This is a genomic window from Deltaproteobacteria bacterium (assembly GCA_016210005.1).
Lineage (GTDB): Bacteria > Desulfobacterota > Binatia > HRBIN30 > JACQVA1 > JACQVA1.
Genome location: JACQVA010000263.1, coordinates 1 through 7,920, shown reverse-complemented (window position 1 = coordinate 7,920; position 7,920 = coordinate 1). Strand labels below are relative to the sequence as shown.

Genomic DNA, 7,920 nt, shown 5'->3' with positions numbered 1-7,920 from the left:
GTGCGGGAGTAAAGCAGCTGAAGAAGTGGCGCCGCGCCAGGAAGATGACAAATTGCGTCCCTTTCGGCCATGGGCCTCGGCCTGACAGTACACAGTACTGTCAGACTGGTGAGGATTTGCCCGGTCGGCTGCACGTTACCCACAGATTTGTCGCACACCCCATGAGGCGCCGCCGCCTTTCCCCGCTTTTCACCGCGGCCGTTCACCGCTAGACTCGCGCGCGTGACCAACGCCGCCGTCGCCAAAATCATGCGCGAGATCGCCGCGCTGCTCGATATGGAGGGCGTGGCCTTCAAGCCACGCGCCTACGAGAAGGTCGCCTATACCATCGAGGCGCTCGCTGAACCACTGGCCGCGACGTATCAGCGCGGCGGCCTCAAGGCGCTGGAGCAAATCCCCGGCGTCGGCAAGGGTATCGCCGAACGCCTCGAAGAGCTGCTCGCCACCGGCCGGCTCAAGTACTACGACGAGCTGCACCAAAAGACTCCCGTCGACGTTGCCGAGTTGACCGCGATCGAGGGCCTCGGCCCCAAGCACGTCAAGGCGTTGTACGAGGCCTTGGGCATACGTACCGTTGCCGACCTCGAGGCCGCGGCGCGTTCAGGCAAGATTCGCACGTTGCCGCACTTCGGCGAGAAGAGCGAACAGAAGATCCTCAAAGGCCTCGAATTCCTGCGCGGCCACAGCGGGCGCTTCGCGCTGGGGGAGGCGCTGCCGGTGCTCGAAGGCATCCAAGCCCGCCTGCGCCAACTCGCCGGCGTGCGCGAGGTGGCGCTGGCCGGCTCCGTGCGCCGGCGCAAGGAAACGGTTGGTGACGGCGACATCCTGGTGGTTTCGAGCCAGCCCGAGCGGGTGATGGATTTCTTTGTGGCCATGCCCGAGGTCGCGCACGTGCACGGGCACGGCCCCACCAAGTCCAGCATCAAGCTCGAAACCGGCATGGACGTTGACCTGCGCGTGGTACCGGCGGCGAGCTTCGGCGCGGCGCTCAACTACTTCACCGGCAGCAAAGATCACAACGTCGCGCTGCGCCGGATTGCCATCGAGCGCGGCTTGAAGCTGAACGAGTACGGCGTCTTTCGCGGCGACAAAGCCATCGCCGGCAAGAGCGAGGCCGAGGTCTACGCCGCGCTCGGCTTGCCCTACATCGCCCCCGAGCTGCGCGAGAACAGCGGCGAGGTCGAAGCCGCACGCGCCGGCCGGCTGCCGCAGCTGATCGAGTACGGCCAAGTGCGCGGCGACGTGCAGATCCAGACCCAATGGACCGACGGCGCCAACACCATCGAGGAAATGGTGGATGCCGCCCGCCGCCTCGGGCGCCGCTACATCGCCATCACCGACCACACTAAAGGCCTGGCGATGATGGGCGCTGACGAGGCCCAGCTGCGCGAGCAGATGAAGGCCATCCGCCAACTCAACCGCGAGCTGAAGGGCTTCACCTTGCTCGCCGGGGCCGAGGTTAACATCAACAAGGACGGTACCCTCGACATCGCCGACGAGGTGCTCGCGGAACTCGACGTGGTCGGCGTTGCCGTGCATTCGCATTTCAATCTGCCGCGCGAAGAGATGACCCGGCGCATCATTCGGGCGATGGAGAACCCGCACGCCGACATCCTGTTTCATCCCACCGGCCGTGTCATCAACAAGCGCCCGGCGTACGAACTCGATCTCGACGCCGTCATCGCCGCGGCCAAGCGCACCGGCACCGTGCTCGAAATCGACGCCTACCCCGAGCGCCTCGATCTCAAAGACGAGCACGTGCGCAAAGCCGTCGCCGCCGGCGTCAAGCTGGCCATCGATTCCGACGCCCACAGCGCCGCCCACCTGCACTTCATCGACTACGGCATTGCCACCGCACGGCGCGGCTGGGCCGAGCCGGCCGACGTGATCAATACGCTGCCCGTCGCCAAGTTCCTGGCGGCGTTGAAAGACGGCGGCCGCACCCGGTCGCCGGCGGGACAATGAGCGCCCAAGTTCGCCCCACCGAAGTGCGCCACCAGCGCGAGCCGGGGCTGGTGCGGATCACTTGGAGTGATGGGCACAGCAGCGACTACCCTTATGCCTACCTGCGCGGCTGGTGCCCGTGCGCCGTCTGCCAGGGTCATGGCGGCGAGCGCCGCTTCCTGAATATCGCCGACCCCAAACTCGCCGCCATCGCCGCCGTCGGCAACTATGCCTTGCGTTTCACCTGGGAGGGCGGCCACGACACCGGCATTTACGCCTACCGCTACTTGCGCGAGCTCTGCCCTTGCCCGGCATGTGCCGCCGGTTCGTAATCATCCCTCGACATCCGCCACCGAATCGCCTATCGCACGCCGGCAGGAGGGCGTGATGACAACCGACCCCGCACTGTTCTCGCCGGCGGCTGTGGACGCCGAGACCGCCGCGTTCAACGCCGCACTGGAGCAGCAACTGGCGCAGCTACCCCCGCTGACCAATTTTCCACCGCGAGTGATTCGCGCGGCGCGCGAATCGGGTCAGGGGCCGTTCGGTCCGCTGGTGCGGGTCGAGTGGGCGAGCGAGCGCACGATCGCAGGGCCGGCCGGGCCACTGGCGCTGCGGCTGTTTATTCCGGAGCGTGTCAACGCCGTGTATCTCCATCTGCACGGCGGCGGGTTCATGCTCGGCAGCGCCCGCCAGCAGGATCCTCTGCTGGCGGCGATTGCGACCGACTGCGCGGTCGCCGTGGTCAGCGTTGATTATCGCCTGGCCCCTGAGCACCCGTACCCCGGGGCGGTGGACGACTGTGAGGCCGCGGCGCTGTGGCTGGCGCGGCACGGGCGGGCGGAGTTCGGCACCGCGCGGCTGCTGATCGGCGGCGAGTCCGCCGGCGCCAACCTGGCCGCGCTCACGCTGCTGCGCATGCGTGACCGCCACGGCTTTTGCGACTTTGCCGCGGCCAACCTGACCTTCGGCGTATTCGATCTCAGCCTGACGCCGAGTGCGGCGCGCTGGGGCGAACGCAACCTGATCTTGAACACGGCGATCATCGAGTGGTTCAACCAGCACTACATCGCCGCCGAGCGGCGCCGCGAGTCCGGGGTGTCGCCGCTTTATGCCGACCTCAGCCAACTGCCGCCGGCGCTCTTCACCGTCGGCACCCTCGATCCGCTGTTGGACGATAGTTTGTTCATGCACTCCCGCTGGCTAGCCGCCGGCAACACCTCGGAATTGGCCATCTATCCCGGCGGCGTGCACGCCTTCACGGCGTTTCCGATCACCCTCGGCCGGCGCGCCAATGCCCGCATCCGAGAGTTCATCGCCGAGCACAGCCGGCCGGCGCCCGCGGCGGGCAGCAGCTGAAGGGCGCCAGCTTCGCTGCGGCTGCGGGCAGGTGGCGACGAGCCGCTTCGGCGTGTCGACACACGAGAGCCTTCCCGAACTGCCTCGCTCCAAGTTGCGTTACCGCTCTACGCTACAAGCGGCTCTGGAAAACCACCGATTGTGCTGCGCTGCCAGACGTAGTCGTACACGCGATCCGCGGCGTGTTCGGTGTCGTCGTCGGTGAACGGCGGCCGCGGCAGCGACCGCCAGAGGCTGTCGAGGATGAAGACTTTCACCTCAGCCTGGGTCGTCGTCTTTTGAGTCCAGTCCTCCATCGGTTGCAGCAAGTCTCGTAACGACGCCAGCAGGGCCCTGCTCGCCTGCTTCAGCCGCTCGCGGTCGGCCTTGCTGATGCTGTCTTTGAAGAGGAGGTCGAATAGCGCCAGCTCGTCGTCGCTGAGGCCCTCCTCCGCGGCGCGCCGCTGCTCGGCATCGAGGCTACTCGCCAACTCGACCAACTTCGCGAAGGTCTCTTCGACGGTGGCGCGATCCTTCTCGCGGTTGTAGTCGGCGATGATCTCTTGGTACTTCTTGTAGTAGTCCATCCGCATCGGGTTGCGGGCGAGCATCTGCGCCAGCTTGTTCTCGACCACGTCCCGGATGTCCTGCAACGCCGCGTGCTTGCGACGCACCTTGCCCGCGAACTCCTTGCGGAGCTTGTCGAAGTCGATCCGGCTCAAGTCTACCGTCAGCCCCTCGGCGTGATCCGCGCCGGGGGCTTGTGCCCGGATTGCTTCGTTGACGATCCGGTGTAGATCCTTGAGCACTTCGGTCACGTCGGCCGTGTCGCGCCGTTCTTCTAGCTTCTTGTAAATCGCCTCGATGTTGTCGTGTCGTTCGGCGTAGGCGAACGCGCTCGGCTCCATCAGCAGCGCTTTGAAGCGCACGAACACCTGGCGCGCCATGATCTCGAACCGGCGCTTGGCTTCGTCGGAGGTGTAGATCGCCTCCCTGGCATCTCGCAACGCCTCGATGCGCGCGAAGCCGGTTGCGCCGATCAGGCGCGTCGGGTTGAACCCCAAACTTCGGAGATGGTTCTCCGCCGCTGCGATCGCCTGCAGCAGGGCCGCAACCAGCTCGGCGATCGGCGTCACGATGGTCCCGCCCCCGCCGCCCTCGTCATCGCCGAGCGCATACTGCGCCAGCGCCTCGCGCAGGCTTTTCAGCATGCCGTTGTAGTCGACGATGACGCCGCAGTCCTTGCCCGGAAACACGCGGTTGGCACGGGCAATGGCCTGCATGAGGTTGTGAGCCCTCATCGGCTTGTCGATGTAGAGCGTCGCCAGGCACTCCACGTCAAAGCCGGTCAGCCACATCGCGCATACAATCGCGATGCGAAACGGATGAGCCGGGTCTTTGAACGCATCTTCCACGTTCACGCGTTTGCCGTCGGGCGTCTCGAAGCCGGTCTTCATCACCACCCGGTGCGGGATGATGTCGAAGCCCCAGCGTCTGAAGTCGCGCACTTCGTTCTGGGCCTCGCTGATCACGATCTCGATGATGGTGCTCTCCATCCACTGCGCTTGACCGCGCAGGCCGTCGAGGTCCTTGCTCAACCGCTCCCGCTCATCGTCATTCACCGTCGCCGCCAGCTCCGCTTCCTTCCGTGGGATCGCGCCTTTGATCTCGCTCAGCTTGAACCGCCAGCGCGGGGCGATGCGCTGCAACGTCCTAGCGCAGGTGACCTTGTCGATGCAGACGAGCATCGACTTCCCGGTCTCCCAGCGGGTGGTGCAGTGTTCGACGAAGTCATCGGCCAGCTTGTCGAGGCGATCGTCGGCGGTGATGACCTCGTAGTCCTTGCCGAGCAGCTTCTCCAGCAGCGCGGTCTGATCGGGATCGAGATCGGCTCGTTCGACGGCCTCGGCGATACGATCGTTGAGATCGAGACGAGCGATCCCCAGCTTCTCGCCGCGGTCTTCGTAGACGAGCTTGACCGTGGACTCATCCTCGACAGATCGGTTGAAGTCGTAGCGCGAGATGTAGTCGCCGAAGATGCGCCGGGTCAGCTCGTCGTGCTTGAACAGCGGTGTCCCGGTGAAGCCGATGAACGAGGCGTTGGGCAGCGCCAGGCGCATGTTGCGGGCGAACTTGCCCGCCTGGGTCCGGTGCGCCTCGTCGGAGATGACGATGACATCGTCGCGTTCGCTGTAGGGTTAGGTGATCGGCTGATTGAACTTGTGGATCAGGCTGAACACGTAGCGGTGGTTGCCGCGCAGGAGTTGTTGCAGCTCCGTGCCTGAACCGGCCCGCGGGGTTTTCTCATCGGTCACACCGCAACCGATGAAGGTGCGCCAGATCTGATCGTCGAGATCCTCGCGGTCGGTCATCACCAGGAAGGTGAAGTTGCCGGGCACGACACGGCGCACCTTCTCGGCGAAGAACGCCATCGAGTATGACTTGCCGCTGCCCTGCGTGTGCCAGAAGACGCCCAGTCGTCCCAGATCCGGATGCGCCCGTTGCATCAAGGGTAGCCCGTCCTCCCAGGTATCCTCCGAATGAATCGGGTCGACATCGGTCACGCCCGGCGTCGGCGACTCAGCGGCCTTGGGCAACTCCGGCGTCGGCACGCGAAACTCGATCACTCGTTCGTCGGGCGGGAACTTCCGTTTCAACTCTTCCTGACGATGCACGGCGGCGACCGCGTTGTTGACGCCCAACACCTGATGATTGCGTGCCACGATCTTGCGCGTGCCGCCGGCTCGACTGTCGTCGAAGAGAACGAAGTTCTCGACCAGGTCGAGCAGCCGCTCCTTGGCCAGCATCCCGTCGAGCAGCGCCTCGGCGTCGACGCGTCCCTTGTCCGTCTCGGCGTTGCGCTTCCACTCGACGAAGTGTTCCCACTTGCTGGTGATCGAGCCGTAGCGGGCACGGTCGCCGTTGCTGACCACCAGGAAGGCATTGTGATGGAAGGCGTGGGCGATGCTGTGCTCGCTCATGTAGTCGGTGAGGTTGTCGTCGAAGCCGGCGCGAATGTTCCGGTAGACGGCCTTCAGCTCGATGAACACCAGCGGCAGGCCGTTGATGAAGCACACGAGGTCGGTGCGCCGGTTATAGTGCGGCACGCGCACGCCTTGAATCTTTAGCTCGCGCACGGCGAGGAAGCGGTTGTTCGAGGCGTTGCGGAAGTCGATTACCTGCGCCCGCGCGTGCCGCGTCTCGCCGGATGCATCGCGCCACTCGACCGGCACGCCGTCGCGGATGAAGCCGTAGAACTCGCGATTGTGCTGCAGCAGCGAGCGGGCGAAGTCGATGCGCGCGAGCTTCTCGATCGCCTGCTCGCGCGCCCATTCCGGCAGGTCCGGGTTGAGGCGTGCCAGCGCAGCCCGCAGGTCTCGCAGCAGCACCACCTCGCGCTCAGACCCCCGCCCCAGCGTGCCGTGCGGGCCGAAGGTTTCCGTGTTGTAGGCGTAGACGCTCTCCCAGCCGAGCCCTTCTCCAGGTGCTTGGCGAATGTCTGCTGGACCAGCCGGTCTTCGCTGTTGATGTCGGTGATCATGAAAGTGCGTCAGCGACGAAGCGGCAGAATGCGGGATCGTGCTCGCGCTTGGTCGATCGTGATCAGGGCCCCGCTCTCCAGCAAGGACGCATGTTGGTGCAGCGCGCCGGTGACGATTTCCTCAAGATGTTGCGGTGTCACATCCTGAGCCCGCACTTGAATGACGCTCGGTCCATGAGCTCCGGTGACGGCGAGAATAGCGCCGAAGTCCAGGTCGTGGGTGAAGACCACGTAACCGTTCGCCCGTGCCCACTCCATGATGGTGCGGTCGGGCGCCCGCGGATCACCGACCGCTGACCAGTGGATGGCTTCCCATCCATGGCGCTGAAAGACCTCGGCCCACAGCGGGGTGAGGTTCATGTCGATCAGCAGCTTCACGAGCGGCTGAGAGGGACCTCGATCTCTTCGGCGCGCCAGGCGGCGTAGGCCAAGGCCTCGCGGATGTCTTCCTCTTCCAGATACGGATACAGCTTGAGGATCTCGGCGGTGGAATGCCCAGACGCGACCAGCCCGACCACGGTGCCGACGGTGACCCGCAGCCCCCGAATGCAGGGCTTCCCGCCCATGATTTCGGGGTTCGTAGAAATGCGTGAGATCTCCTTCATTGTGAGACCGTCCCTCTCGACAACATGTCATCCTCGTCCATCCACGCCTTCAGCTGTTCCTCCGAGAACAAGCGCGGCTCCGGCAGCGCTTCGCCTTCGCGCAGGCGGCGGACAAGAAAAAGCAGCAGCTCCTGCTGTTGCGCCTTCGGCAGCTTCTCGGCGGCGGCTTCAATCTCGTCGAGCGTGCTCATGGCTGGAATTTAACATCGAACCGCCAGAACTGGCAAACACCCGCAGGCGTGCGCTGCGGCGTGGGTGTGCGACAAATCTGTGGGTAACGTTCAGCCGACAGGGCAAATCCCCACCAGTCTGACAGTACTGTGTACTGTCAGGCCGAGGCCCATGGCCGACAGGGACGCAATTTGTCATTCCCGCGAAAGCGGGAATCCACGGCACCGGCTCGCTACGACCAGCCAGCGCCCCTGCGGCGTTCACACGGCAATCTCCCCGCTCATCAGCCGCGGCAGCAGCAAGTCGCGGGCGGCGCGGCTG

6 protein-coding genes and 1 pseudogene are annotated in these 7,920 nt (G+C 65.1%); 3 read left to right on the top strand and 4 right to left on the bottom strand.

The genetic code is table 11. The features are described 5' to 3' along the window. Window positions 1-222 precede the first annotated feature (222 nt). The 3 genes from polX to HY699_25055 are packed head-to-tail and all read left to right on the top strand — an operon-like array spanning window position 223 to window position 3,303. Window positions 223-1,965 (top strand): DNA polymerase/3'-5' exonuclease PolX, encoded by a 1,743-nt coding sequence (polX, locus tag HY699_25065; GenBank protein MBI4519074.1) that lies wholly within the window; start codon window positions 223-225, stop codon window positions 1,963-1,965. Continuing rightward, a complete protein-coding gene (locus HY699_25060) occupies window positions 1,962-2,276 on the top strand; it encodes a DUF971 domain-containing protein (GenBank protein MBI4519073.1) in 315 nt (104 codons plus the stop codon). The genes polX and HY699_25060 overlap by 4 nt, the downstream gene beginning before the upstream one ends. 55 nt (window positions 2,277-2,331) lie before the next feature. Then, window positions 2,332-3,303, top strand: a complete 972-nt coding sequence (locus tag HY699_25055; protein ID MBI4519072.1) for an alpha/beta hydrolase — start codon at window positions 2,332-2,334, stop codon at window positions 3,301-3,303. Window positions 3,304-3,410: 107 nt separating this feature from the next. Here HY699_25055 and HY699_25050 read toward each other — a convergent pair. The 4 genes and pseudogenes from HY699_25050 to HY699_25035 all read right to left on the bottom strand — a co-directional run bounded on the left by HY699_25050 (window position 3,411) and on the right by HY699_25035 (window position 7,619). Further along, window positions 3,411-6,823 (bottom strand): annotated as a pseudogene (locus HY699_25050) (type I restriction endonuclease subunit R). A gap of 9 nt (window positions 6,824-6,832) precedes the next feature. Further along, window positions 6,833-7,201 carry a DUF5615 family PIN-like protein gene (locus tag HY699_25045; GenBank protein ID MBI4519071.1) on the bottom strand — a complete coding sequence of 123 codons (369 nt, stop codon included), beginning with the start codon at window positions 7,199-7,201 and terminating at the stop codon, window positions 6,833-6,835. Beyond that, window positions 7,198-7,428: a DUF433 domain-containing protein gene (locus tag HY699_25040; protein MBI4519070.1), complete on the bottom strand. Its 231-nt coding sequence runs from the start codon at window positions 7,426-7,428 to the stop codon at window positions 7,198-7,200. Before HY699_25040 ends, HY699_25045 begins: the two co-directional genes overlap by 4 nt. Next, the gene (locus tag HY699_25035; GenBank protein ID MBI4519069.1) at window positions 7,425-7,619 is read right to left on the bottom strand and encodes a hypothetical protein; all 195 of its coding nucleotides are present in this window, start codon (window positions 7,617-7,619) and stop codon (window positions 7,425-7,427) included. Before HY699_25035 ends, HY699_25040 begins: the two co-directional genes overlap by 4 nt. Window positions 7,620-7,920 lie beyond the last annotated feature (301 nt).

What these genes read in the sequence shown, in the direction of transcription:
- HY699_25040 (MBI4519070.1), bottom strand. Translation starts at nt 7,428, where the DNA reads ATGAAGGAGATCTCACGCATTTCTACGAACCCCGAAATCATGGGCGGG.
- HY699_25035 (MBI4519069.1), bottom strand. Translation starts at nt 7,619, where the DNA reads ATGAGCACGCTCGACGAGATTGAAGCCGCCGCCGAGAAGCTGCCGAAG.
- HY699_25060 (MBI4519073.1), top strand. Translation starts at nt 1,962, where the DNA reads ATGAGCGCCCAAGTTCGCCCCACCGAAGTGCGCCACCAGCGCGAGCCG.
- HY699_25055 (MBI4519072.1), top strand. Translation starts at nt 2,332, where the DNA reads ATGACAACCGACCCCGCACTGTTCTCGCCGGCGGCTGTGGACGCCGAG.